Consider the following 25,470-nt stretch of genomic DNA (forward strand, 5'->3'; position numbering starts at 1 on the left):
GCCATCGCCCTGGTCGCCGAAAGCCCACTGTTCGGCCAGCGCGTGATGCAGCGCCGGCGCCGCGACAAGCGCGGCGAGGCCGCCAATGATGCAGTGATCAAGAACCTTACCGAGCTGCGCGAAGGCGCCCCGGTGGTGCACATCGACCATGGCGTGGGCCGCTACCTGGGCCTGGCCACGCTGGAGATCGACGGCCAGGCCGCCGAGTTCCTGACCCTGGAGTACGCCGAGGGCGCCAAGCTCTACGTCCCAGTGGCCAACCTGCACCTGATTGCCCGCTACACCGGCAGCGATGACGCCCTGGCGCCGCTGCACCGGCTGGGCTCGGAAGCCTGGCAGAAGGCCAAGCGCAAAGCCGCCGAACAGGTCCGCGACGTGGCCGCCGAGCTGCTCGACATCTACGCCCGCCGCGCCGCCCGCAAAGGGTACGCCTTCGCCGACCCGGCCGCCGACTATGCCACCTTCAGCGCAGGCTTCCCCTTCGAAGAAACCCCCGACCAGCAGAATGCCATCGAAGCGGTACGCGCCGACATGCTCGCCGCCAAGCCGATGGACCGCCTGGTGTGCGGCGACGTAGGCTTCGGCAAGACCGAGGTCGCCATGCGCGCGGCTTTCATCGCCGTGCACAGTGGCCGCCAGGTAGCGGTGTTGGTGCCTACCACCCTGCTTGCACAGCAGCACTACAACAGCTTCCGCGACCGCTTCGCAGACTGGCCGGTGACGGTCGAGGTGATGAGCCGTTTCAAATCGGCCAAGGAAGTGGCCAGCGCTGCAGCGGACCTGGCCGAAGGCAAGATCGACATCCTGATCGGCACGCACAAGCTGCTGCAGGACGATGTGCGCTTCAAGGACCTGGGCCTGGTAGTGATCGACGAAGAGCACCGCTTTGGCGTACGCCAGAAGGAACAGCTCAAGGCCCTGCGCAGCGAGGTGGACATCCTCACCCTGACCGCGACACCGATTCCGCGAACACTGAACATGGCCGTGGCCGGCATGCGCGACCTGTCCATCATCGCCACGCCGCCGGCTCGGCGCCTGTCGGTGCGCACCTTCGTCATGGAGCACAACAACAGCACGGTGAAAGAAGCGCTGCTGCGTGAACTGCTGCGCGGCGGCCAGGTGTACTACCTGCACAACGATGTGAAAACCATCGAAAAATGCGCCGCCGACCTTGCCGAACTGGTCCCCGAAGCGCGTATCGGCATCGGCCATGGGCAGATGCGCGAGCGCGAGCTGGAACAGGTGATGAGCGACTTCTACCACAAGCGCTTCAACGTGCTGATCGCCTCGACCATCATCGAGACCGGCATCGACGTGCCCAGCGCCAACACCATCGTCATCGAGCGCGCCGACAAGTTCGGCCTGGCCCAGTTGCACCAGTTGCGTGGCCGGGTCGGCCGCAGCCACCACCAGGCCTACGCCTACCTGCTGACACCGGCGCGGCAAAAAGTGAGCGCCGACGCCGAGAAACGCCTGGAAGCCATTGCCAACACCCAGGACCTGGGCGCCGGCTTCGTGCTGGCCACCAACGACCTGGAAATCCGCGGCGCCGGCGAGCTGCTGGGCGAAGGCCAGAGCGGGCAGATCCAGGCCGTGGGCTTTACCCTTTACATGGAAATGCTCGAACGGGCGGTCAAGGCCATTCGCAAGGGCACCCAGCCGAACCTGGAACAGCCGCTGGGCGGCGGCCCGGAAATCAACCTGCGCCTGCCGGCACTGATCCCCGAGGACTACCTGCCCGACGTGCATGCGCGGCTGATCCTCTACAAGCGCATCGCCTCGGCGGCTGACGAAGAGGGCCTCAAGGACCTGCAGGTGGAGATGATCGACCGCTTCGGCCTGCTGCCCGAGCCGACCAAGAACCTGATGCGCCTGACCCAGCTCAAGCTGCAGGCGGAAAAGCTCGGCATCAAGAAAGTCGATGCCGGCCCGAACGGCGGCAAGCTCGAGTTCGAGGCCGAAACCCCAGTCGACCCGCTGACCCTGATCAAGCTGATCCAGGGCCAACCCAAACGCTACAAGTTCGAAGGCGCAACCCAGTTCCGCTTCCTGGTACCGATGGAACGGCCCGACGAACGCTTCAACACTCTGGAGGCGCTGTTCGAGCGCCTGACCCCACAGACAGCCTAAGGAAGATCCATGCGTGCCATCCGTTGCCTGACCTTGTTGCTTGCGCTGTTCGCGCCGGCCGCCTTCGCTGAAGGTCTTTATCAGGTGGAAATGATCCTTGTGCGGCAGAACAGCGTGCCGGCCTTCACCAGCCCGTACGCCCCTGAAGACTGGAGCGCCGGCGCCCTGCGCCTGGAAAAGAGCGCCGAACGCCCACTGGCGCTGGAAGATGAAGCCACCCGCCTGCAAGCCACGGCCGACTACACCGTGCTGCTGCACAAGGCCTGGCAGCAGCAGGTCGGCAGCACGCCAAGCCGCATCGCCCTGGGTGATGGCCAGGAGCAGTTCGGCCACTTCCCGATCGAAGGCAACCTGAGCATCACCGAAGGGCGCTTCATTGCCGTGGAGGCCAATTTCTGGGTCAACCAGCTCGACAGCAACGGCAATGTGCTCAAGAGCGAGCAGTTCAAACAGAGCAACAGCACCATCAAGGGCGGCCAGCTGACCTTCCTCGATGGCGGCCACCTGGCGGTGCTGCTGAAGGTCACCCCGCCAGGTACACGGAAGATGCCGGTGATGGACCCGGAGATGATGGAGCAGTGATGTGACTGAGGGCGACGCACGGCAACTGCTCAGAGCCCATCCGGACTGGGTCGATTTTATCGACGCGGGCGCACTGGCCCGAGGCCGTAAATATGCAGCACAGGAACGAACGCGCATCCTTTCGCTGCAGGGCCATTCCATCGAGGCGAGGTGCGAGGGCTCGGCGGGCCAGATTTACCATCAGGATATCAAGCTGGTATTGAATTACGGCGACCTGCGCGTCTTTGGGAGCTGCTCCTGCCCGGTAGGATTGAATTGCAAGCACTGCGTCGCTGCGTTGCTGCAACTGGAGCTGGAAGGTGGAAACCTTGAGGCAGCCGCAACTCAGGAGCAAGCCGCGCTGTCGCTGCCGCCCGACCTGAACCTGTGGGTGCAGGGGCTCGAATCGCCCTCCAAGGCTGCAGCCAGTAGCGAACCGGCACGCAAAGGTCCGGCCATCTACTACCGCATTCACAGCGATAGCGAACACTTTCAGCTCGAGCCAATCAAGGGCACGCTACAAACCGACGGTACGCTGAAAATCGGCCGCATCACCTCAATGCCGGAGATGATCTACTACACCCCACGTTACGTTACGGAAGATGACGCTCGGCTGTTGCGCCTGATCGATGCCCGCAGCAAAACGCTGACGCCCGTGGCGCAACTGGAAGGCAAGCAAGGGGCGGAGCTTTTGAGCTACGCCTTGGCGACCGGGCGCCTGCTGTATGAAGACGACCCCACGCCTTTGCATGCCGGGCCGCAACTGCATGCCGAGTTCCGCTGGGTCAGGCTGGACAACGGCAGCTACAGGGGCGCCTGGCACCATGACCAGCACCTGCAGCTGCAGGTCCTGCCCATCGAGCCTTTGCACTACATCGACCGGCATTCGCATCAGACCGGCGAGCTGCAGCATGATCTCGACCCCTTCATCGCCAGCCAGCTCGCACGCGCGCCAACCGTACCTGAACACCTGGTAGTACCTTTGAGTCATCGACTGAACGCCTTGAACCGGCAAGTCCCGACCCCCACCGCCGTGGTCACCGAGCAGATCGAAAACATCCAGCCCAAGGGCCGGCTGACCCTTGGCAGTCTCGAATTCAGCGCCTACATGCCCAAGACCGGGCGTATGCAGCGCCAGATGCAACACCGCGCCGCCCTTTCCTTCGACTACGATGGGCTGCGCGCCAGTGGCAGCGACGACAAGCCATTGACCCGACTGGTGGATACCACCAGCCAGCGCATCCGCCGCCAGCCCCCGGCCGAACAGGCACTGCGCAAGGCACTGCGCGAGCTGGGTTTCAAGCCCGCCACCCGGCAGAGCAAGGCGCTGCCAGACAGCGCCGGCGAGATGCTTCAGCTGCCCGACGACGAAGCCTGGCTACGCTTCGCCCGCGACGGCCTGCCGCGCCTGCGCGAGGCAGGCTGGGAAGTCGACATCCACCGCGACTTCGCCTTCAACCTGCATGAGGTGGACGACTGGTACGCCAGCATCGAGGAAGCACCAGGCCATGAATGGTTCGACCTGGAGCTGGGCATCGTCGTCGAAGGCCAGCGCCACAGCCTGCTGCCCATCGTGCTGCAGCTGTTGCGCAGCAACCCCGAGCTGCTGCGGCCCAGCGAGCTGGCCCGGCGCAGCGACGACGAACACCTGCTGATCGACCTCAACCGCGGCCGGCTGGACGCCCCCGCGCTGCGCGTCGCCCTGCCCTACGGGCGAATCAAGTCGGTCATGGGCACCCTGGGTGAACTGTACCTGCACGAGGACAACGTCGGCCCCACCCTGCGCATGGACCGCGCCGACGCGGCACGCCTGAACGACATCGAACATTTGCCCCTGCACTGGGAAGGTGGCGCCCATGTGCGCGACCTGGGCCGGCGCCTGCGCGATGCACGCGACCTGCAGGTCGCGCCGCCCGCAGCGCTCAACGCCACCCTGCGCCCCTATCAGCAGCAGGGCCTGAACTGGTTGCAGGCCCTGCGCGAAATGGGCACCGGCGGCATCCTTGGCGACGACATGGGCCTGGGCAAGACCTTGCAGGCCCTGGCCCACCTGCTGCTGGAAAAGCAGAACGGGCGCCTCGCCCACCCTGCCCTGGCAGTGATGCCGACCAGCCTGGTGCCAAACTGGCTCGACGAAGCCCAACGCTTCGCCCCCGACCTGCGCGTCCTGGCCCTGCACGGCCCCGGCCGCAGCAAGCATTTCGCCAAGCTGCACGAATACGACCTGGTACTGACCACCTACGCCCTGGTGCCGCGCGACCTCGAGCACCTGCGCGCGCAGCAGTGGAGCGTACTGGTGCTGGACGAGGCGCAGAACATCAAGAGCAGCACCAGCAAGGCCGCCCAGGCTGTCTGCGAGCTGCAGGCCAACCAGCGTCTGTGCCTGACCGGCACGCCAATGGAAAACAACCTGGGCGAGCTGTGGTCGATCTTCCACTTTCTCATGCCCGGCTGGCTGGGCGAGCTCAAACGCTTCAATCAGGATTACCGTACGCCTATCGAACGCCATGGCGACGCGGAACGTCTGGCGCACCTGGTCACGCGCATCCGCCCGTTCCTGCTGCGCCGCACCAAGGAGCAGGTAGCGACCGAATTGCCTCCCAAGACCGAAATGGTCCATTGGGTCGAGCTCAGCGACGCCCAGCGTGATACCTACGAGGCCGTACGCGTGGCGATGGACAAGAAAGTGCGCGACGAAATCGCGCGCAATGGCGCGGCACGCAGCCAGATCGTGATCCTCGACGCCCTGCTCAAGCTGCGCCAGGTATGTTGCGATTTACGCCTGGTCAAAGGGGTCGAGACCAAGGGCAATCAGGCTGACAAGGGCAAGCTCGGCGCGCTGCTGGACATGCTCGAAGAACTGCTCAGCGAAGGGCGCCGGGTGCTGTTGTTCTCGCAGTTCACCTCGATGCTGGCATTGATCGAACAAGAGCTGGAAAAGCGCAAGATCCGCTACAGCCTGCTCACCGGCGACACCCGTGACCGGCGCACACCGGTGCAGCAGTTCCAGCGGGGCGAGAGCGAAGTGTTTCTGATCAGCCTCAAGGCCGGCGGCGTGGGGCTGAACCTGACGGCTGCCGACACCGTGATTCACTTCGACCCGTGGTGGAACCCGGCCAGCGAGAACCAGGCCACCGACCGCGCGTACCGCATCGGCCAGGACAAGCCGGTGTTCGTGTTCAAGCTGATCACGCGCGGTACCGTTGAAGAGAAGATTCAGCAGCTGCAGCAGGAAAAAGCAGCGCTGGCAGCAAGCTTGCTCGACGGGGCAGAGGCTGGGCAGTGGCGTCTGGGGGATGAGGAAATCGAAGCGTTGTTTGCTCCGCTACCCGGAAAACGGGCGCGCTAGCAGTCAGTCCCGGCTACTTCGCTGGCAAGCCCCCACAGGACTTTCACTGCCTTGGACAGCAGCGAGATACCTGTGGGGGCCGGCACAGTCAATCGACCAATTGCGCCTCGCGCAACGCCCCTAGCGCCTCCAGCCAACGCGGCTGCTGGCGATAATCGGTCCGCGCAAAACCCTGCCCGCGCATGCGTGCAATCCGCGGCGATGGCTTTACCTTCAGCCGCTGCGCCGCGCTCAAAGCCAGCTCTGCTGCCGCCCGGTCATTGCACACCAGGCCCATGTCACAACCCGCACTCAGCGCCGCCTCGATGCGATTGGCCGCATCGCCGACCACATGCGCACCGGCCATCGACAGGTCGTCACTGAAGATCACCCCGTCAAAGCCCAGTTCGCCACGCAGGATGTCCTGCAACCAACGGCGCGAGAACCCGGCCGGCTGGTTGTCTACCTGCGGATAGATGACATGCGCCGGCATCACTGCCGCCAGCTGCCCGCTGAGGCGGGAGAACGGCACCAGATCTGCCTGGCGCAGTTGCTCGAGGCTGCGCTCGTCCGTCGGAATGGCCACGTGGGAGTCCGCCTCCGCCCAGCCATGCCCCGGGAAATGCTTGCCACAGGCAGCCATGCCCGCTGCATTCATCCCGCGGATGAAGGCGCCGGCCAGCTGCGTGGCACGTTGCGGGTCGCCTTCGAACGCGCGGCTGCCGACCACAGCGCTACGCTGGTGATCCAGGTCGAGCACAGGGGCGAAGCTCAGGTCCAGGCCAACCGCCAGCACCTCAGTGGCCATCAACCAACCGCACTGCTCGGCGAGGTACTCGGCATTGGCGTTATCGGCGATCGCGCGCATGGCTGGCAGGCGCACGAAGCCCTGACGCAAACGCTGCACACGCCCACCTTCCTGGTCGACGGCCAGAATCAGATCGGGACGAATGGCGCGAATGGACGCGCACAGTTCACGCACCTGGCGCGGGCTGTCGATGTTGCGGGCAAAGATGATCAGGCCAGCCACTTCCGGCTGGCGCAGGAGCTGGCGGTCTTCGGCGGTCAGCCATTTACCGGCGATATCCACCATCAGGGAGCCTTGCAGGCTGACGGTCATAGGCAATCCTTCATTACAGACTTAAAGAAGCCCACTGGGGGCATGCGGCCTCCTCGATACGCACCGGGCAATGCGCCGGTACGCGCTCGAACAGGCCAAGCAGATCGGTGTTGCGCAGGCGAATACAGCCATGGGACAGCGGTATGCCCAAGGGTTCCGTGTCGGGCGTGCCATGCAGATAGATATAGCGGCGGAACGTGTCCACGGCGCCCAGACGGTTGACCCCGGCCTCGCAACCGCTGAGCCAGAGGATGCGGGTAAGCACCCAGTCACGCCCGGGATGCTGTGCGTGCAACGCCGGCGACCAGACCTCACCGGTCCAGCGCCGCCCACGCAGCACGGCATTGAGCGGCAAGCCCGCCCCGATCCTCGCTCGCACCTGGTGCAGGCCGCGTGGCGTGCAGCCGGAGCCATTGCGCTCACCAGCGCCATTGCGGGCAGTCGACACCGCCAGGCGCAGGCACAACTGCCCATTGGCAAAGCCATAGAGGCGCTGGTCAGCGAGGGAAATGTGCAGGAGATCGAGGTCGGGCATGGGCGCTAGCTTAGCCCAAGCGCCCTGCCCCGCCCAGCCTTCAGGCCTTGGCGGTGGTGCTGGCGGTTTTACTGCGCGGGCGCAACTGCGCTGTGGCCATCGCCTCGTCGGTGACACCGCTGTCGGCGCGCATGCCAGCGGCCAGGAACGGCACCATCAGGCGCATGACCTGCTCTATGGAGGTGTTGATACCAAAGTCGGTTTCGGCAATGGCGCGCAATGCCTTGATGCCGGACATGCTGAACGCCGCGGCACCGAGCATGAAGTGCACGCGCCAGAACAGTTCGAGGGGAGGGATGCGTGGCGCGGCTTCATTGACCAGCAACATGTAGCGGCGGAACACCTTGCCATACATGTCTTCCAGGTAGCGCCGCAGGTGCCCTTGGCTCTGGCTGAAGGCCAGGCCCAGCAGGCGCATGAAGATCGACAGGTCGTTGTTGCTGCGTGGCTGCACCACCAGTGCCTGCTCCACGAGCATTTCCAGCAGTTCTTCGAGGCTGGGCTTTTGTTCCGGCTTGGCCTGGCGACGCTCCAGCTCACGTTCGAGGCTGGCGCAGAACGGCCCGAGGAAACGGGAAAAGACCGCCTGGATCAGCGCCTTCTTGGAGCCGAAATGGTAATTGACCGCCGCCAGGTTGACCCCGGCCTTGCTGGTAATCAGCCGCAACGAGGTTTCCGCGAACCCCCTTTCCGCGAACAATTGCTCGGCAGCATCGAGAATGCGTTCAACGGTTTCCGATTGGGCCATGACTACTCCGCCAGACAGACAAACAGGTGTTTGAAACATACGTTTCAGGCCTGCGGATGTCAAGGCTCGGTGACTGTGCGGTCGCCATTAGAAAGCCCCGAGCTGCAAGCTGCAAGCCGCAAGAGGGGTGCGCGCCGCTTTTTCTTGTCGCGTGGAGCTTGCAGCTCATCCAGTACTGTATATAATCCCAGTCACTGTATAAAAAGACAGAGCGCCCGCCATGTTGAAACTGACGCCCCGCCAAGCCGAAATCCTGGCCTTCATCAAACGTTGCCTTGAAGACAACGGCTTCCCGCCGACGCGCGCAGAGATCGCTCAGGAGCTGGGCTTCAAGTCGCCCAACGCCGCCGAAGAGCACCTCAAGGCCCTCGCGCGCAAAGGCGCGATCGAGATGACCCCAGGCGCATCCCGCGGCATCCGCATCCCCGGCTTTGAAGCCAAGGCCGAAGAAAACGGCCTGCCGATCATCGGCCGGGTAGCAGCCGGTGCACCGATCCTTGCCGAGCAGCACATCGAACAATCTTGCAACATCAATCCATCCTTCTTCCACCCCCGCGCCGACTACCTGCTGCGCGTACACGGCATGAGCATGAAGGACGTCGGCATCTTCGACGGCGACCTGCTGGCCGTGCACACCTGCCGCGAGGCCCGTAACGGGCAGATCGTCGTCGCCCGTATCGGCGACGAAGTGACCGTCAAACGTTTCAAACGCGAAGGCAGCAAGGTCTGGCTGATCGCCGAAAACCCCGATTTCGCCCCCATCGAAGTCGACCTGAAAGAGCAGGAAATGGTGATCGAAGGTTTGAGTGTCGGCGTAATTCGCCGCTGAACCAGGAGGCGTCATGCAACAGTTCGTCCAAGCACAACAGCAGGTACAGCTTCCTTTGTTCGAAGCCTTCCTCGCCCAACCTGTACTGCCAGGCCTGAAGGCCAGCGAGCAGGCGCGCAAGAACAGCGAACCGGACCTGTTCAGTGAACTGTCCCTGCGTGGCGCACCCGAACATTGCCAGACCTTGCTGGCACCGGTGCTACGCGAACTGAGCGAAGAGCAAGAGGCCCGCTGGCTGACGCTTATCGCACCGCCGGGCAGCCTGACCCAGGCCTGGTTGCGCGATGCCGGCCTCAACCGGGAGCGCATTCTGCTGCTGCAGCCGCGCGGCAATCAGAGCGCACTGCAACTGGCCTGTGACGCCCTGCGCCTTGGCCGTAGCCACACGGTTGTCAGCTGGCTTGGCAGCGTAAATGCCACCGCGCGACAGCAACTGTTGCGTGCAGCCAGTGCCGGAAACGCACAAAGCCTGAACATCCGCCTCGGCTGATGTTCAGGCTTTGCCTGTAACCCGAAACAACCTGGGTGTCAGTGAAGTACGCGCGGCCCTTCGTCGCGCTCGAGTTCGCCATCCATGAGGCGCCCCGCCATCTGCACGCCCACGCTCAGCATGGCCTTGGCAACCTCAACGTGTTGCCCCTGCAGGAATACCTTGGCGTCTTCCGAGAAATCCAGGGTTACCAGGGAGCCTTCGTCCTCGGCACGACGCAGTTCGATTCGGCCATCAGGCAACTCGACAATTTCCAGAAAAGACGTAGACATAAAGGGCTGTTCTCCGCGAAAGGCCAGCATTGTACCAGCCAAGGCGAATATCAGCACTCACTCAACGCGTCACGGAATCGTCTCACCAGGCCTTTGAGGTTGTTGCGCCAGCTTTCCAACTCTTCACGCGACAGCGCAGCCTGCTCGGGTTCGTCGAGGTTGACGGCCTGGATGAGTGGCTGAGTGACATCGGTTTTCGCGGTTTTTTTCGCGACCGGTGGTCGGAACAAATCGGCATAAGCGGTGAGCAATTGTGCCAGCCAGGTTTCCCGCTGCCTGGCCAGTTCCAGCAACTCAGCCACCTCGGGAATGGCGATGTCATTCAGGGCGTCATCGGTGAGCAATTGCTCGACACTGGGCGCGGCCGGCAGGCGGTAGAAGCCGCCAATCTCGTGACACAAGCCCAGTAGCGCGCCATACAGGTGGAACAGCGCAGATTCGCGCTCGGCCTGCACCAGGCCTTGTGCATTCATGGCCTGGCTGTCGACAGCCTTGGCCATGGACTCAAGGGCAAGGCCGGCGAAGAAGAGCTTCTGGTTGGTGCGGGTGTAGAGTTCCTGGGCCATCTTGAGTGACCTCCCTAAGGCTGCAAGGCGAATACCTGCAGTTTCAGGGATCGGCGTGTACTTGTCACCAATGAATTGGGGCCGCTAAGCGGCCCCAATTACATCACTGAAACGATCAGCGCTTGTCTTCAACCTTCCAGGCATTACCGTCGTAGAACGCCTTCCACCCGGTAGGCTTGCCATCGACCTCGGACTGCACGTATTGCTCTTTGGTCTTGCGGCTGTAGCGGATCACTGCCGGGCGACCCTCGGGGTCTTTCTGCGGCGCATCGCACAGGAAGTGGTACTTGGGGTCGATCTCATGCTTGTGCGGCACGATCTCCAGCACCAGCGGCGCACGGGTCTCGCGATTCTTGGGGAACTGGCTGGCTGCCAGGAACAACCCAGAAGCACCGTCACGCAGCACGTAGGTGTCGTCGACCTTCTCGCACTTGAGCTCTGGCATGTCCACCTTGTCCATCTTCGGTGGTGCCGCCTCGCCACTCTTGAGCAGCTTGCGGGTGTTCTTGCACGCAGGATTGGTGCAACCGAAGAACTTGCCGAACCGGCCGGTCTTGAGCTGCATCTCGCTGCCGCACTTGTCACACTCCAGGCTCGGCCCTTCGTAACCCTTGATGCGGTAACTGCCCTCTTCGATCTCGTAGCCGACGCAATCAGGGTTGTTACCGCAGATATGCAGCTTGTGCTTCTCGTCGAGCAGGTAGGCATCCATGGCCGTGGCGCAGATCGGGCAGCGGTGCTTGCCCAACAGCACGCGCGACTCCGATTCACCTTCGTCGTCCGCAGCGATTTCATCGCCCGGCACCAGGTTGACCGTGGCCTTGCAGCGCTCTTTAGGCGGCAGGCTGTAACCCGAGCAACCCAGGAACACGCCGGTGGAGGCCGTCCGGATCATCATCGGCCGCCCACATTCCTTGCACGGAATGTTGGTCATGGTCGGCTGGTTGGCACGCATGCCGCCTTCGGCTGATTCTGCCGTCAGCAGTTTCTTGCTGAAGTCGCCGTAGAACTCGTCCAGAACGTTCTTCCAGTCACGCTCGCCCTGCGCCACGTCATCCAGGCTCTCCTCCATGACGGCGGTGAAACCGTAGTCCATCAGGTTGGCGAAGCTTTCCGACAAGCGCTCGGTAACGATGTCGCCCATCTTCTCGGAGTAGAAGCGGCGATTGTGCAGTGTTACGTAACCGCGATCCTGGATGGTGGAAATGATGGCTGCGTAGGTCGACGGGCGGCCAATACCGCGCTTTTCCATTTCCTTGACCAGGCTGGCTTCGGTAAAGCGCGCAGGTGGCTTGGTGAAGTGCTGACTGGGGTCGATCTGGATCAGCTTGAGCGCTTCACCCTGGACCATCTCCGGCAACACGTCATCTTCGCCCGGCTTGCTCTGCTGAGGCAGCACACGGGTATAACCGTCGAACTTGAGGATGCGACCTTTGGCACGCAGCTCGAAATCACCGGCAGCCACGGTCACACTGGTGGACAGGTACTGGGCAGGCGGCATCTGGCAGGCGAGGAACTGGCGCCAGATCAGCTCGTACAGGCGCTCGGCGTCACGCTCCATGCCGCTAAGCTTGGTTGGGTGCGTGTTGACGTCGGAAGGACGAATCGCTTCGTGGGCCTCCTGAGCGCCTTCTTTGCTGCCGTACACCAGCGGTGCTTCGGGCAGGTACTGCTTGCCGAACTCACGCTCGATGTAGCTGCGCGCCATGTCCAGCGCGTCGACCGACAGGTTGGTCGAGTCGGTACGCATGTAGGTGATGTAGCCCGCTTCGTATAGCCGCTGAGCCATCATCATGGTCTTCTTCACGCCGAAGCCCAGGCGGTTGCTTGCAGCCTGTTGCAGGGTGGAGGTGATGAACGGTGCCGACGGCTTGCTGCTGGTCGGGCGGTCTTCACGCTTGAGCACGCTGTAGCTGGACGCCTTGAGCTTGCTCAGTGCAGCCATGGCCTGCGCTTCGTTCAGCGGCTTGAAGGCCTCGCCTTTCTCGCGGGTCACCTCGAAACGCACCTTGGCGTCCTTGGCAGTGCCAAGGTCAGCGTGCACCTCCCAGTACTCTTCGGGGATGAAGGCACGGATCTCGCGCTCACGCTCGACCACCAGCTTCACGGCCACCGACTGAACACGCCCGGCCGACAGGCCACGGGCGATCTTGGCCCACAGCAGTGGCGAGACCATGTAGCCCACCACGCGGTCAAGGAAACGGCGCGCCTGCTGGGCATTGACACGATCGATATCCAGCTCGCCGGGCTTCGAGAACGCATCCTGGATGGCTTTTTTGGTGATTTCGTTGAACACCACACGCTTGTAGCGGGTGTCGTCGCCACCGATGGCCTCGCGCAGGTGCCAGGCGATGGCTTCCCCTTCGCGGTCCAAGTCGGTCGCGAGATAGATGGTGTCAGCATCCTTGGCCAGGCGGCGCAACTCTTCGATCACCTTTTCCTTGCCAGGCAGGATCTCGTACTTGGCCTTCCAGCCGTGCTCGGGGTCGACGCCCATGCGCGCCACCAGCTGGCGACGGGCCTTCTCTTTCGGCGACAGGGCCGGCGCCTCACCCGCAGCCTTGCCACGCTTGGCGGCCGGCTCTTTGCTGGCGCTGGCCGAACCGCTGGTGGGGAGGTCACGGATGTGGCCGATACTCGACTTCACCACGTACTGGTTGCCCAGGTACTTGTTGATGGTCTTGGCCTTGGCCGGGGATTCCACAATGACCAGCGATTTGCCCATGGATCGGAGTATTCCTGAATCTGAAGATGAAAAACGCGTCAGGTGCCGGACGCGGCACCGCTATATATAGTGGCAATAGAGTGAGGTCAAGCGCGGTCGTTCACTCGTGCGCCTTGCCAAGCAGTTCAGGCAACCCTTCTTCGGCCTTGACCAAAGCAAAGCGTGGCACCTGCTCGCCGTCAACCTCGACCGACTCCTGGAACATCGAAAGTGGTCGTACCCAGAAGCTGTGGTCACCATACAGGCATTGGTAGAAAACCATCCACTCTTCGCTTTCGGAGTGCCGTGCGACACTGAAGACACGGTACTCAGGCCCTTTGTAATGCCGGTATACGCCTGGTTGTATCTGCATGTCGCCTTCCCTCTTGAAACAAATTCTGTAAAAAAACAAAAGCCGGGGCACAAGGCCCCGGCTGCTGTCCCGCTACGCGATCAGACGCGTTCGAAGACAGTGGTGATGCCCTGACCGAGGCCGACGCACATGGTGGCCACGCCCAACGTACCGCCATTTTGCTTCATGACGTTGAGCAGGGTGCCGGAAATGCGTGCCCCGGAGCAACCGAACGGGTGGCCCAAGGCAATGGCGCCGCCGTGCAGGTTAACCTTCTCATCCATCTTGTCGAGCACTTTCAAATCTTTGAGCACTGGCAGGGCCTGTGCAGCAAAGGCTTCATTGAGCTCGATGAAGTCGATATCGGCCATGGTCAGCCCGGCACGCTTCAGGGCTTTCTGGGTCGACGGCACAGGGCCGTAGCCCATGATTGCCGGGTCCACACCAGCCACTGCCATGGAGCGGATCACCGCCAACGGCTGGATACCGAGGTCCATCGCACGCTGGCCAGACATGACGATCATGCACGAAGCGCCATCGGTAATCTGCGACGAAGTACCGGCTGTGACCGTACCACCTTTGGGGTTGAACGCAGGCTTGAGCGATGCCAGGCCTTCAAGGGTGGTTTCCGGGCGAATGGTCTCGTCGAAGTCGAAGACCTTCAGGAAACCGTTCTCGTCATAGCCCTGCATCGGGATGATCTCGTCCTTGAACTTGCCTTCGACCGTCGCCTTGTGTGCGAGCTGGTGCGAACGCAGGCCGAACAGGTCCTGTTGCTCACGGGTGATGCCGTGCATCTTGCCGAGCATCTCGGCAGTCAGGCCCATCATCCCGGAAGCCTTGGCAGCGTGCAAGGACAGGTGCGGGTTGGGGTCCACGCCATGCATCATGCTGACGTGCCCCATGTGCTCGACACCACCGACCACGAACACGTCGCCGTTGCCGGTCATGATCGCCTGGGCGGCGGTGTGCAGCGCGCTCATCGACGAGCCGCACAGGCGGCTGACGGTCTGGGCGGCCGAGGTGTGCGGGATCTGGGTCATCAGCGACGCCATGCGGGCGATGTTCCAGCCCTGCTCCAGGGTCTGGTTGACGCAGCCCCAGATCACGTCCTCGACTTCTTTGGGGTCGACCTTGCCGTTGCGCTCCAGCAGCTTGCTGATCAGGTGCGCAGACATGTCTTCAGCACGGGTGTTGCGGTGCATGCCACCCTTGGAGCGGCCCATCGGGGTGCGACCGAAGTCGACAATCACCACGTCTCTTGGATTGAGGCTCATATCAATAATCTCGCTCTACTCTCTCAAAGGCGTTGGCTGCTCAGCTGAAGAAGCGCTGGCCGTTCTTGGCCATTTCGCGCAGCTTCGCGGTCGGGTGGTACAGCGGCCCCAGATCGGCGTACTGATCAGCCAGGGCAACGAATTCGGCCACACCGATCGAATCGATGTAACGCAGCGCACCACCACGGAACGGAGGGAAACCAATGCCGTATACCAGGCCCATGTCCGCTTCGGCAGCGGTTTCGACGATGCCGTCTTCCAGGCAGCGCACGGTCTCCAGGCACAGCGGGACCATCATCCAGTTGATGATGTCTTCGTCGGTGACTTCACGCTGCTCGAAGACGATCGGCTTGAGCACATCGAGCACGGTGGCGTCGAAGACCTTCTTCGGCTTGCCACGCTTGTCGGTTTCGTAGGCATAGAAACCCTTGCCGTTCTTCTGGCCCAGGCGATTGGCCTCATACAGGGCGTCGACGGCCGAGCGGCGCTCGTCCTTCATGCGGTCCGGGAAGCCTTCGGCCATCACATCGCGGCCGTGGTGGCCGGTGTCGATGCCGACCACGTCCATCAGGTAGGCCGGGCCCATAGGCCAGCCGAACTTCTCCATGACCTTGTCGATGCGCACGAAGTCGACACCAGCGCTGACCAGCTTGGCGAAGCCGCCGAAGTACGGGAACAGCACGCGGTTGACCAAGAAGCCCGGGCAATCGTTGACCACGATCGGGTTCTTGCCCATCTTCTTGGCGTAGGCCACGGTGGTGGCGACCGCCACTTCACTGGACTTCTCGCCACGGATGACTTCGACCAGCGGCATCATGTGCACCGGGTTGAAGAAGTGCATGCCGACGAAGTTCTCGGGGCGCTTGAGCGCCTTGGCCAGCAGGTTGATGGAGATGGTCGAGGTGTTGGACGCAAGGATCGCATCCTCTTTCACCTGGCCTTCCACTTCAGCCAGCACTGCCTGCTTGACCTTCGGGTTCTCGACCACGGCTTCGACGACGATGTCGACGTTGGCGAAATCACCGTAGGACAGTGTCGGGCGAATGGCATTGAGTGCCTCGGCCATTTTCGCCGGAGTCAGGCGGCCTTTTTCGACGCGGTTGCCGAGCAGCTTGGACGCCTCGTTCAGGCCCAGCTGGATGGCTTCCTCGCGGATGTCCTTCATCAGGATCGGGGTGCCCTTGACCGCCGACTGGTAAGCGATGCCGCCACCCATGATGCCGGCGCCGAGCACGGCAGCCTGCTTCACATCGTGAGCGATTTCGTCATGGGCCTTGGCTTTGCGCTTGAGCTCCTGATCATTCAGGAACAGGCCGATCAGGCTTTGGGCAACCGAAGTCTTGGCCAGCTTGGCAAAGCCTGCTGCCTCCACTTCCAACGCCTTGTCGCGACCGAAGTTGGCGGCCTTCTGGATCGACTTGATGGCTTCGACCGGCGCCGGATAGTTCGGGCCGGCCTGGCCAGCGACGAAGCCCTTGGCAGTCTCGAAGGCCATCATTTGCTCGATGGCATTGAGCTTGAGCTTTTCCAGCTTGGGCTGGCGCTTGGCCTTGTAGTCCAGCTCACCGCTGATGGCGCGCTTGACCAGGTCGAGGGCACCGGCCTGCAGCAGTTCAGGGGCGACGACGGCGTCGACCGCACCGACTTTCAGGGCGTCTTCAGCGCGGTTTTCCTTGCCGGCGGCAATCCACTCGATGGCGTTGTCCGAGCCGATCAGACGCGGCAGGCGCACGGTACCGCCGAAGCCTGGGTAGATACCCAGCTTGACTTCCGGCAGGCCGATCTTGGCAGAGGTGGACATGACCCGATAGTCGGCCGCCAGGCACATTTCCAGGCCGCCGCCCAGGGCGATGCCGTTGATCGCGGCAACGGTCGGCACGTCGAGATCTTCGAACGCGTTGAAGATGCGGTTGGCTTCCAGATTGCCGGCAACCAGTTCGGCCTCGGGCAGCTTGAAGTTGTCGACGAACTCGGTGATGTCGGCGCCGACGATGAACACGTCCTTGCCACTGCTGACGATCACGCCCTTAACCGAGGCGTCGGCCTTTATGGCATCGACGGCCTGGCGCAGCTCGTCCAGGGTCAGGCGATTGAACTTGTTGACGGACTCACCCTTGAGGTCGAACTTCAGTTCGACGATGCCGCTTTCAAGAGCCTTAACCGTGATGGCTTTACCTTCGTAAATCATCAACTGATCTCCACGATATGGAAGCTGAACTGTACACGCCGATCGCTGGTGGAAAAGCAGCGCTTCGCTGCTCTTGCCCAGGCACACCCGTCAGCGCGCTAGTCGGGATTCTGGATGAGCGCTGTGACATACAAACGCTCAATTCATACGCCCGTTTGATTTGGGTATGCACACATTCTCCGAAAAGGTCGGCGTTGTCAAATGCTCACAGGCATGATGGAAACGCGACTTTCCGGTCATTTTCTAGCGTCTGGGTATAAATCATGATGACAGTGATTGCTGATCATTCATGTCAGCGATTGACTACAAGAAGTAGACCGCAGCATTTTTCGATGCACACCGCTGCAGGTTGGCTACACTGCGACTGGCTTCAAGAATTTCCCGGCCTGCCTGGCCTTTTCTGCTCTGCAGAAACGACAAAGCGGCAACGTGGCATCTGCCCCTGATGGGGTCCTGCCAAGTTGCCGCTTTGTCGTTGAAACGATGTCAGGCGAGGGTTTCGAAGGCGTAGGCAATATCCTGCAACACAGATTTGTCACCCCGCTCGCTCCAGTACAGCGCGAGCATGCGCTTGTCGGCTTCGACCTTGTAAACAGTCCCCGGCAGCCGTGAGAAAACATCATTCAGGCGCGGTTCCTCACACACTTCACGCCATTGGTTCCACCACACACCGGGGCTGACCTGCCAGTAGCACCAGCTGTCTTCACGCCCACGTCGGCGCGCCCGGTGGTACTGCGGGCAGGGGCTGGGCGGCTCTTTTTCCAGCCAGTGAGGCCACTGCTGCGGTGCCAGTTGCATGGCCAGCCCCATGCGCCGCGCCTCCAGGCGCAGGCTCATCTGCTCGCCTTGCTTGCGCGACTGGCGCAGCCAGGCAAACGGGCTGAGAATCAGCGCAAGGATTGACACCACCAGCAATACCGTCATATCTGTAGATCCCATAAAGCGTTGCAAATGAGCGGGTTACTCGGTTTCACGCAAGACCCGCCCGAAGCGACCATACTTCTACTATCGCGATTGTCAGGAGTACAGCTCATGCCTTACGAACATCTTCTGGTCGCCGTCGACCTCACCGAAGAGTGCGACCCGGTGATCAAGCGAGCCATGAAGCTCGCCGAGCCCACAGGCGCCAAGGTCTCGCTGGTGCATATCGTCGAACCCATGGCCATGGCATTTGGCGGTGACGTGCCAATGGACCTGTCGCAACTGCAACAGCAACAGTTCGACCAGGCCAAGGAGCGCATGGAACGCCTGTTCAACAAATACCCCGAGATCAACCGCGGTGATTCTCACCTGACCTATGGCCAACCGCGCCAGGAAATCCACCAGCTGGCCAAGGAGCAGAACTGCGACCTGATCGTGGTTGGCAGCCATGGCCGCCATGGCCTGGCGTTGCTGCTGGGTTCAACGGCCAATGACGTGTTGCATGGCGCGCCGTGCGATGTACTGGCGGTGCGGTTGCAGAAGAAAGAATGATCCAGGCTGCCCGGCCTCATCGCCGGCAAGTCGGCTCCNACAGAGATCCTGGGGGAGCCGACTTGCCGGCGATGAGGCCAGGACTGACTTAGCCTTCCAGCTCGGCCCAGCGCTCTACCAAGGCATCCAGCTCGCCCTGCATCTGCTCCAGCTTGGCCAGCACCGCCGAGGTCTCTTCGATCGGCCGCTGATAGAAGCCCGGCGCGTTGACCTCTTCCTGGGCCGCCGCCATACGCTGCTCGACCGCATCGATCTGCCCAGGCAGCATCTCCAGCTCGCGCTGCAGCTTGTAGCTGAGCTTCTTCTTCGAGGCATCCGCTGCGGCTGCGGCTGGCGCCGGCGCCACCTGCTCGTCCTGCTTCTCCACCACCGCACTGTTGAGCTCGGATTTGCCGCCCTTGCTCTCGGTCACGCCCAACAGCTTCGGCGAACCGCCCTGGCGGATCCAGTCCTCGTAGCCGCCAACATATTCACGCACCTTGCCCTCGCCCTCGAACACCAGCGTGCTGGTGACAACGTTGTCGAGGAAGGCCCGGTCGTGGCTGACCATCAGCACGGTGCCCTTGTAATTGCACAGCACCTCTTCAAGCAGCTCGAGGGTTTCGACGTCCAGGTCGTTGGTCGGTTCGTCCAGCACCAGCAGGTTGGCCGGTTTGCTGAACAGCTTGGCCAGCAGCAGGCGCGCACGCTCACCGCCCGACAACGCCTTGACCGGCGTGCGCGCACGCTGGGGGCTGAACAGGAAATCGCCCAGGTAGCTGAGCACGTGACGGTTCTGGCCGTCGATTTCAATGAAATCGCGGCCCTCGGCCAGGTTGTCGATCACGGTTTTTTCCAGATCGAGCTGGTGGCGCATCTGATCGAAATAGGCGACTTCCAGTTTGGTGCCGCGCTCGACCTTGCCCGAGGTAGGCTCCAGGTCACCGAGCATCAGCTTGAGCAGCGTGGTCTTGCCGGTACCGTTGGCGCCCAGCAGGCCGATGCGGTCCTGACGCTGCAGGACCATGGAGAAGTCCTTGACCAGCATCGGCCCTCCAGCGTGGTGGAAGCTGACATTCTCCAGCACCATCACCTGCTTGCCGGATTTCTCGGCGGCCTCGATCTGGATGTTCGCCTTGCCCTGGCGATCCCGCCGCTCGCTGCGCTCGACACGCAAGGCCTTGAGTGCGCGCACGCGGCCTTCGTTACGGGTACGGCGGGCCTTGATGCCCTGGCGAATCCACACTTCTTCCTGGGCAAGACGCTTGTCAAACAGCGCGTTGGCCGTCTCTTCGGCGGCCAGCGCCGCTTCCTTGTGCACCAGGAAACTGGCGTAGTCACCGTTCCAGTCGATCAGCCCGCCGCGATCCAGTTCAAGGATGCGGGTTGCCAGGTTCTGCAGGAAGGAACGGTCGTGGGTAATGAACAGCACCGCCCCGTTGAAACCGCGCAGGGCCTCTTCGAGCCAGGCGATGGCACCGATGTCCAGGTGGTTGGTCGGCTCGTCGAGCAGCAGCAGATCGGGTTCTGACACCAGCGCCTGCGCCAGCAGCACGCGGCGGCGCCAGCCACCGGACAGCTCGGCCAGGGTTTTGTCGGCAGGCAGTTGCAGGCGGCTCAAGGTGCTCTCCACCACCTGCTGCAGGCGCCAGCCGTCACGGGCTTCGAGCTCGTGCTGAACATGCATGAGTTTTTCCAGGTCATCGTCGCCCTGGATGTTCTGGCTCAGGTGGTGGAATTGGGCAAGCAGTTCGCCAACGCCATCCAGGCCTGCGGCCACCACGTCGAACACTGTCCGCTCGTCAGCCACTGGCAGTTCTTGCGGCAGTTCGCCGATCTTCAGGCCAGGTGCGCGCCAGATCTCTCCGTCGTCGCCCTTCTGCTCGCCCTTGACCAGGCGCAGCATGCTCGACTTGCCGGTGCCGTTACGGCCGATGATGCACACCCGCTCGCCACGGGCGATCTGCCAGGACACTTTGTCCAGCAGCGGCATCGCGCCGAATGCGAGGGACACATCGCTGAATTTGAGCAGGGTCATGTTCGTCTCCAGAAAGCGGGCGCGCATTCTACCTGAGTTGGCCCGTTCCGGCATTAAGTTGACCGCGCTGCCAGGGCATTGCGACATCCGGTCGAACTTAATGCCTTGATACAAGCACAGCGCTTTCACCCGCTGCCGGCAAACAGCTAAGCTAGAACAATAGCTTCCAACAGTGCTGGCTCCGCCGTCACTTTCCCATGGTTCAACTGCCCGGACGTATCATGCGCAGCCGCCTGTTACAGATTGCTTCCTGCCTGCTGCTTACCGCCGCCACCGCCAGCGCGGCACAGGCCATCGACCTCTCCCAGCAACGTCAGTACTACGACGAGGCCAAGCGTGCATTGGCCAAGGGCGACAAGGGCCCGTACCTGCGCTATGCCCAGGCCCTGCGCGACTACCCGCTGACGCCCTACCTGGCCTACGACGAACTGACCGCTCGACTGAAAAGCGCCAGCAACCAGGAAATAGAAGCGTTCCTGGCCAAACATGGCGACCTTCCCCAGGCCAACTGGATGAAACTGCGCTGGTTGCGCTGGCTGGCCGAACGCGGCGAGTGGAACACCTTCGTCAAATACTATGACCCCAAGCTCAACTTCACCGAACTGGACTGCCTCAACGGCCAGTACCAGCTGAGCCATGGCCTGCGCGCCGAAGGTTATGCCAGCGCCGAAAAGCTGTGGAACGTGGGCAAGTCGCAACCGGCCGCCTGCGACACCCTGTTCGGCATGTGGGCCGCCGAAGGTCAGCTGACCGAGGCCAAGCGCTGGAACCGCGCCAAACTGGCAGCCCAGGCGCGTAACTACTCCCTGGCCAACAGCCTGGTCAAATCGCTGACCACGCTTGGCCCGCAAGGCCGCCTGTTAATCGATGTGGCGCAAAAGCCCGAACTGCTCAACCAGCCATCGCGCTTCACACCGGTCAACGAGGCCATGTCCGATGTCGTCAGCCTGGGCCTGCGCCGCCTGGCTCGCCAGGACCCGCAGCGTGCCATGGCGCTGCTCGACGACTATGCACAGCGCATGCACTTTTCCTCGGACGAAAAAGTCGCGATCGCTCGCGAAATCGGTTTGACACTGGCACGCCGCTACGACCCGCGTGCCCTTGACCTGATGACGCGCTACGACCCGCAGTTGCGGGACAATACGGTCAGCGAATGGCGTCTGCGCCTGCTGCTGCGCCTGGGCCGCTGGGAAGATGCCTACGAACTGACCAAGCGCCTGCCGCAGGACCTGGCCAGTACCAGCCGCTGGCAATACTGGCAAGCACGCAGCCTGGAACTGGCCCAGCCAAACAACCCGCAAAGCCTTCTGCTGTACAGGAACGTGGCACGCGAACGGGACTTCTATGGCTTTCTCGCCGCCGACCGGGCGCAAACGCCCTACCAGCTCAACAACCGGCCACTGGTGCTGAGCCCGCAACTGGTCAGCAAGGTGCGTAACACTCCGGGAATCCAGCGTGCCCTGGAATTCCATGCCCGCGGCCAGATCGTCGACGGTCGCCGCGAGTGGTATCACGTCAGCCGACACTTCAGCCGCGACGAAATGGTTGCCCAGGCGCGCCTGGCCTATGACCTGCGCTGGTATTTCCCGGCCATTCGCACCATCAGCCTGGCCAAGTACTGGGACGACCTCGATATCCGCTTCCCGATGGCCCACCGCGACACGCTGGTGCGTGAAGCCAAGGTGCGCGGGTTGCACTCAAGCTGGGTGTTCGCAATCACACGCCAGGAGAGTGCCTTCATGGAGGATGCGCGCTCCAGTGTAGGTGCCAGCGGCCTCATGCAGTTGATGCCGGCCACAGCCAAGGAAACCGCGCGCAAGTTCAGCATTCCGCTGGCGTCACCGCGCCAGGTGCTCAACCCGGACACGAACATTCGGCTGGGCGCAGCCTATCTGAGCCAGGTACACGGCCAGTTCAACGGCAATCGGGTGCTGGCGTCGGCGGCGTACAACGCCGGCCCCGGGCGCGTGCGCCAATGGCTCAAAGGTGCCAAGCACCTGAGCTTTGACGTGTGGGTGGAGTCGATTCCGTTCGACGAGACGCGTCAGTATGTACAGAACGTGCTGTCTTACTCGGTGATCTACGGGCAGAAGCTCAATGCACCCCAGCCGTTGGTAGATTGGCACGAGCGGTATTTCGACGACATGTGAAGCAATGCCGCCTCTTCGCGGGCCAGCTCGCGAAGAGGCAGGTACTTGCCACCACTACTCCAGCACTTCGACTTCCATCCCCACCTCAAGCCGACCACGGCCATCCACCGCCAGGTTCTGCCCGAACAGGATGTCACCTTCGCGCTCGCGAAAGGTCTTGAGCGTGGCCAACGGCTCCCGGTCCGGGCTGCGCTCTCCGGTTTCAGGGTCCAGCGTGGTGAAGATGCACCGCACGCTCGGCTTGAGCACGCGAAACTCAAGCCCGCCAATACGAATGCGCTTCCAGCCATCTTCGGCAAACGGCTCTGCACCCTGCACCACCAGGTTCGGTCGAAAACGCAGCATCTCCATGGGCCGGCCAATGCGCCGGTTCAACTCCTGCAGCGACCCCTGGCCAATCAGCAATAACGGGAAACCATCGGGGAAAGCCGCCCTGTCGCTGTTCAAGCCATAACCGCTGGGCAGGTAGCGCGCCCGATGCTCGGGGCAGTGGACCAGTCGCACTGGCTTGCCGAGCAATTGCGATAGCCAGGCTGCGGCCTCATCGCCGGCATCCGGCACACGCAACGTGTCACGCCAGATGGTCACACCGCGCAGGCCGTCATCTGCAGGCGGCACCGCCACCTGCAGAGCTGGCAGGCCCGGGGCCTCCAGCAGCAGCGTACCTGCCGCCCCTTCGCCAGCCTTGAGCTGGCTGAGCTGCGGCCAGGCGCGCTGGGTGAGAAAGCGTCCGTTGTCTTGCTCGACCACCAGCCAGCGCCGGTCACCCGACAAACCCAGATTATCGACCAGTGAAGACTGCAGACATTGCGCCTGCCCCGACTTCACCGGATACCGATACAGCTCGCTCAGAAACATCCCTGCCTGCCTCGTGCCATGCCAAATGCCAGATTATACCCGGCAGCCGCAAGGATCACGCAGTGGTCGAATCCAGTAGCAAACGCTGCTTGACCACTTCGACCAAACGATCAGGCTGGAACTTGGAAAGGAAATTGTCGCAGCCGACTTTCTTGACCATGGATTCGTTGAAGCTGCCTGACAGCGAGGTGTGCAACACCACGTACAGCTTGCGCAGGCGCGCATCGCTGCGGATTTCTGTGGTCAGCCGATAACCGTCCATTTCAGGCATTTCCGCGTCAGTGAACACCATCAGCAGTTTTTCGCACACATCTTCGCCTGCGTCGGCCCAGCCCTTGAGCATGCGCAAGGCCTTCAGGCCGTCGCTGGCAACATGCAGTTTCATCCCCAGTTGCGAAAGGGTGTCACGCAGCTGCGCCAGCGCCACGCTGGAATCATCCACCAGTAGCACTTCGCGGCCACGGGCGCGAGCCAATATCGGGTCAGCGAGCTTGTCGTTGGAGACCTTCGCGTTGTAAGGCACGATCTCGGCCAGCACCTTCTCGACGTCAATGACCTCCACCAGCTTTTCGTCCACCTTGGTGATCGCCGTCAGGTAATGCTGACGGCCGGCACTGGAAGGCGGCGGCATGATGGCTTCCCAGTTCATATTGACGATGCGATCGACCCCACCCACCAGGAACGCCTGGACCGAGCGGTTGTACTCGGTGACGATGATGGTGCTGTCTGGCCCCGGCTGCAGCGGGCGCATGCCGATTGCCTGGGACAGGTCGATGACCGGCAAGGTCTGCCCACGCAGGTTGACCACGCCACAGACAAACGCGTGGCGCTGCGGCATCAAGGTCAACTTGGGCAATTGCAGCACTTCCTGCACCTTGAACACGTTGATGGCGAACAACTGGCGCCCGGCCAGGCGGAACATCAGGATTTCCAGGCGGTTCTCACCCACCAGTTGCGTTCGTTGGTCTACCGTGTCGAGAATGCCAGCCATTGGAAAACCCCCAGGCTCAAGTCGGAATAATGTGAGTTCATCCACCCTATATCGGCGGTTGCGTACGCAGCTTGACCCTTGAGCGAAAATGCTTCGCGGGCCAATTGATATCACATTAACATCATGCTTTACTGCAGCCAGTCAGCCTTGGGCCCATTGCCTGGAGCAGCTGTCGCCCCCCTAGAGCAATATCAGGGAAACCCTTAGCGTCAACCGGGTGCAACCTGATGTTCGCGCTATCCTTTAGCCATTAATGTGACGCCATTCTCACTGCATGAATGGAGTCAGGCTTTTGCTAGCGAACGACACGGCTTGGCCATCACCCGCTCCCGCGCTGCGGCCCGGGACTTCATGATGGACAGTTCAGCTTTCGACAGCAGCGCCCTGCAGGACTTTCTGCTGGATGCGCAAGTGTTGCTGACCCAGTCCCAGGAGTGCCTTCAGCACCTGGAACTGATCGCCAATGACCCCGACGCCTGCCATTGCCTCATCAACACCCTCGATACTCTTGCCCGGCGCGCCAGCGGCCTGGGGCTGCTTGAAGTCGCCCAATACGCCTCTGCCTTGCAGCAACTGCTCGCTCCAGCCTGCAGGCAGTTGCACCTGCACAATCATGCTTTGCCTGCATTGGCGGCCTGCCTGACCCTGCTGGCCTGGCAACTGGAGCTTGTAGATGCGCACACCGGGCGGCTCGCCCTTGATGCCAGTGAACAAACCAACTTGCTTGCCGAACTGGCAAACGCACTGGGCCAGCCATTGCCGCAAACGTGTGCGCCTTGACAGGAAACCCGTAGCGAATGTGCTGACACGCACCAGGCCGGCCCCATGGCCAGTCGCCCAACTTGCGCAGATAAACGCACTAGCAGTCATTGACGGTTTGC

21 protein-coding genes are annotated in these 25,470 nt (G+C 62.3%); 8 read left to right on the plus strand and 13 right to left on the minus strand.

The window, feature by feature from the left end; genetic code table 11:
* The 3 genes from mfd to BLX42_RS18565 form a co-directional block, all read left to right on the plus strand.
* On the plus strand, positions 1 to 2,130 hold a 2,130-nt coding region (gene mfd, locus BLX42_RS18555; protein ID WP_161872360.1), incomplete at its 5' end, for a transcription-repair coupling factor.
* Between the two features lie 9 nt (positions 2,131 to 2,139).
* Positions 2,140 to 2,712: a CsiV family protein gene (locus tag BLX42_RS18560; protein WP_046786455.1), complete on the plus strand. Its 573-nt coding sequence runs from the start codon at positions 2,140 to 2,142 to the stop codon at positions 2,710 to 2,712.
* Position 2,713: 1 nt separating this feature from the next.
* The gene (locus BLX42_RS18565; RefSeq protein WP_161872361.1) at positions 2,714 to 6,040 is read left to right on the plus strand and encodes a DEAD/DEAH box helicase; all 3,327 of its coding nucleotides are present in this window, start codon (positions 2,714 to 2,716) and stop codon (positions 6,038 to 6,040) included.
* Between the two features lie 88 nt (positions 6,041 to 6,128).
* On the opposite strand, the gene nagZ is transcribed toward BLX42_RS18565, so the two are convergent.
* From nagZ to BLX42_RS18580, 3 genes are read right to left on the minus strand one after another with little or no spacing between them, the layout of a single operon-like run.
* Entirely contained in the window at positions 6,129 to 7,127 is a 999-nt protein-coding gene (gene nagZ, locus BLX42_RS18570) for a beta-N-acetylhexosaminidase (protein WP_172655271.1), read from the minus strand.
* A 25-nt stretch (positions 7,128 to 7,152) separates the two neighbouring features.
* Positions 7,153 to 7,674, minus strand: coding sequence for a L,D-transpeptidase (locus BLX42_RS18575; protein WP_046786457.1), 522 nt, complete (start codon positions 7,672 to 7,674; stop codon positions 7,153 to 7,155).
* 40 nt (positions 7,675 to 7,714) lie between these two features.
* On the minus strand, positions 7,715 to 8,422 hold the full coding sequence (locus tag BLX42_RS18580; protein ID WP_046786458.1) for a TetR/AcrR family transcriptional regulator: 708 nt from the start codon (positions 8,420 to 8,422) through the stop codon (positions 7,715 to 7,717).
* A 220-nt stretch (positions 8,423 to 8,642) separates the two neighbouring features.
* Between BLX42_RS18580 and lexA the strand changes: the two genes are divergently transcribed.
* Complete coding sequence (gene lexA / locus BLX42_RS18585) at positions 8,643 to 9,251, plus strand: transcriptional repressor LexA (RefSeq protein ID WP_012313564.1); 609 nt, start codon at positions 8,643 to 8,645, stop codon at positions 9,249 to 9,251.
* A 13-nt stretch (positions 9,252 to 9,264) separates the two neighbouring features.
* A complete protein-coding gene (gene sulA, locus BLX42_RS18590) occupies positions 9,265 to 9,741 on the plus strand; it encodes an SOS-induced cell division inhibitor SulA (protein WP_012313563.1) in 477 nt (158 codons plus the stop codon).
* A gap of 38 nt (positions 9,742 to 9,779) precedes the next feature.
* Here the strand turns inward: sulA and BLX42_RS18595 are convergent, their stop codons facing one another.
* The 7 genes from BLX42_RS18595 to BLX42_RS18625 all read right to left on the minus strand — a co-directional run bounded on the left by BLX42_RS18595 (position 9,780) and on the right by BLX42_RS18625 (position 18,024).
* The gene (locus BLX42_RS18595; protein WP_003248777.1) at positions 9,780 to 10,013 is read right to left on the minus strand and encodes a hypothetical protein; all 234 of its coding nucleotides are present in this window, start codon (positions 10,011 to 10,013) and stop codon (positions 9,780 to 9,782) included.
* Between the two features lie 50 nt (positions 10,014 to 10,063).
* Positions 10,064 to 10,579 (minus strand): DUF6586 family protein, encoded by a 516-nt coding sequence (locus BLX42_RS18600; RefSeq protein WP_046786460.1) that lies wholly within the window; start codon positions 10,577 to 10,579, stop codon positions 10,064 to 10,066.
* Between the two features lie 115 nt (positions 10,580 to 10,694).
* Positions 10,695 to 13,304, minus strand: coding sequence for a type I DNA topoisomerase (gene topA / locus BLX42_RS18605; RefSeq protein ID WP_046786461.1), 2,610 nt, complete (start codon positions 13,302 to 13,304; stop codon positions 10,695 to 10,697).
* 100 nt (positions 13,305 to 13,404) lie between these two features.
* On the minus strand, positions 13,405 to 13,656 hold the full coding sequence (locus BLX42_RS18610; protein ID WP_046786462.1) for a DUF1653 domain-containing protein: 252 nt from the start codon (positions 13,654 to 13,656) through the stop codon (positions 13,405 to 13,407).
* Positions 13,657 to 13,736: 80 nt separating this feature from the next.
* Positions 13,737 to 14,912, minus strand: coding sequence for an acetyl-CoA C-acyltransferase FadA (fadA, locus tag BLX42_RS18615; RefSeq protein ID WP_003248768.1), 1,176 nt, complete (start codon positions 14,910 to 14,912; stop codon positions 13,737 to 13,739).
* 40 nt (positions 14,913 to 14,952) lie between these two features.
* Positions 14,953 to 17,100, minus strand: coding sequence for a fatty acid oxidation complex subunit alpha FadB (fadB, locus tag BLX42_RS18620; RefSeq protein WP_125923171.1), 2,148 nt, complete (start codon positions 17,098 to 17,100; stop codon positions 14,953 to 14,955).
* A 486-nt stretch (positions 17,101 to 17,586) separates the two neighbouring features.
* The gene (locus BLX42_RS18625; RefSeq protein WP_039601787.1) at positions 17,587 to 18,024 is read right to left on the minus strand and encodes a hypothetical protein; all 438 of its coding nucleotides are present in this window, start codon (positions 18,022 to 18,024) and stop codon (positions 17,587 to 17,589) included.
* 108 nt (positions 18,025 to 18,132) lie between these two features.
* Here BLX42_RS18625 and BLX42_RS18630 point away from each other — a divergent pair, with 108 nt between their 5' ends.
* On the plus strand, positions 18,133 to 18,573 hold the full coding sequence (locus tag BLX42_RS18630; protein ID WP_012313557.1) for a universal stress protein: 441 nt from the start codon (positions 18,133 to 18,135) through the stop codon (positions 18,571 to 18,573).
* An 88-nt stretch (positions 18,574 to 18,661) separates the two neighbouring features.
* Here the strand turns inward: BLX42_RS18630 and BLX42_RS18635 are convergent, their stop codons facing one another.
* Positions 18,662 to 20,590 (minus strand): ATP-binding cassette domain-containing protein, encoded by a 1,929-nt coding sequence (locus BLX42_RS18635; protein ID WP_046786465.1) that lies wholly within the window; start codon positions 20,588 to 20,590, stop codon positions 18,662 to 18,664.
* A gap of 221 nt (positions 20,591 to 20,811) precedes the next feature.
* On the opposite strand from BLX42_RS18635, the gene BLX42_RS18640 reads away from it, so the two are divergent.
* Positions 20,812 to 22,740, plus strand: a complete 1,929-nt coding sequence (locus BLX42_RS18640) for a transglycosylase SLT domain-containing protein (RefSeq protein WP_046786466.1) — start codon at positions 20,812 to 20,814, stop codon at positions 22,738 to 22,740.
* A gap of 54 nt (positions 22,741 to 22,794) precedes the next feature.
* Here the strand turns inward: BLX42_RS18640 and BLX42_RS18645 are convergent, their stop codons facing one another.
* Both BLX42_RS18645 and BLX42_RS18650 read right to left on the minus strand, forming a co-directional pair.
* Positions 22,795 to 23,598 (minus strand): MOSC domain-containing protein, encoded by an 804-nt coding sequence (locus BLX42_RS18645; RefSeq protein WP_161872362.1) that lies wholly within the window; start codon positions 23,596 to 23,598, stop codon positions 22,795 to 22,797.
* Between the two features lie 55 nt (positions 23,599 to 23,653).
* The gene (locus BLX42_RS18650; protein WP_046786468.1) at positions 23,654 to 24,589 is read right to left on the minus strand and encodes a chemotaxis protein CheV; all 936 of its coding nucleotides are present in this window, start codon (positions 24,587 to 24,589) and stop codon (positions 23,654 to 23,656) included.
* A 354-nt stretch (positions 24,590 to 24,943) separates the two neighbouring features.
* On the opposite strand from BLX42_RS18650, the gene BLX42_RS18655 reads away from it, so the two are divergent.
* Positions 24,944 to 25,369, plus strand: coding sequence for a hypothetical protein (locus BLX42_RS18655; RefSeq protein WP_046786694.1), 426 nt, complete (start codon positions 24,944 to 24,946; stop codon positions 25,367 to 25,369).
* Positions 25,370 to 25,470 lie beyond the last annotated feature (101 nt).

Source organism: Pseudomonas sp. SG-MS2, assembly GCF_009933855.1.
Classification (GTDB): domain Bacteria; phylum Pseudomonadota; class Gammaproteobacteria; order Pseudomonadales; family Pseudomonadaceae; genus Aquipseudomonas; species Aquipseudomonas putida_E.